Below are 365 nucleotides of genomic sequence, written 5' to 3' on the forward strand. Positions count from 1 at the left end.
GCAACCAAATATCTAATGTATGACCATCTGCATCAATGGCACGATATAAATAACACCATTTTCCTTTTATTTTGATATATGTCTCATCAACACGCCATTTATAATAGGCTTTTTTATGCTTTTTCTTCCAAATTTGATACAAAATAGGAGCGTATTCTTGAACCCAACGATAGACCGTTGAATGATGAACGTTAACACCACGTTCTCTTAATATTTCAGCGATATCGCGGTAACTAAGTGCATATCTTAAGTAGTAGCCAACGGCTACAGTTATGACGTCTTTATTAAATTGTTTATATCTGAAATAGTTCATATAGAATGCTCCTTTTTATTAAAATTATATTACATATCTAACTTTGCAACAG

At 32.1% G+C, this 365-nt stretch carries 1 protein-coding gene; it reads right to left on the reverse strand.

The genetic code is table 11. From position 1 onward, the window contains the following. On the reverse strand, nt 1-313 hold a 313-nt coding region (locus tag CD138_RS13720), incomplete at its 3' end, for an IS6 family transposase (protein ID WP_142380772.1). Nucleotides 314-365: the final 52 nt, after the last annotated feature.

It is taken from the genome of Staphylococcus intermedius NCTC 11048, from assembly GCF_002902385.1.
Taxonomy (GTDB): Bacteria; Bacillota; Bacilli; order Staphylococcales; family Staphylococcaceae; genus Staphylococcus; species Staphylococcus intermedius.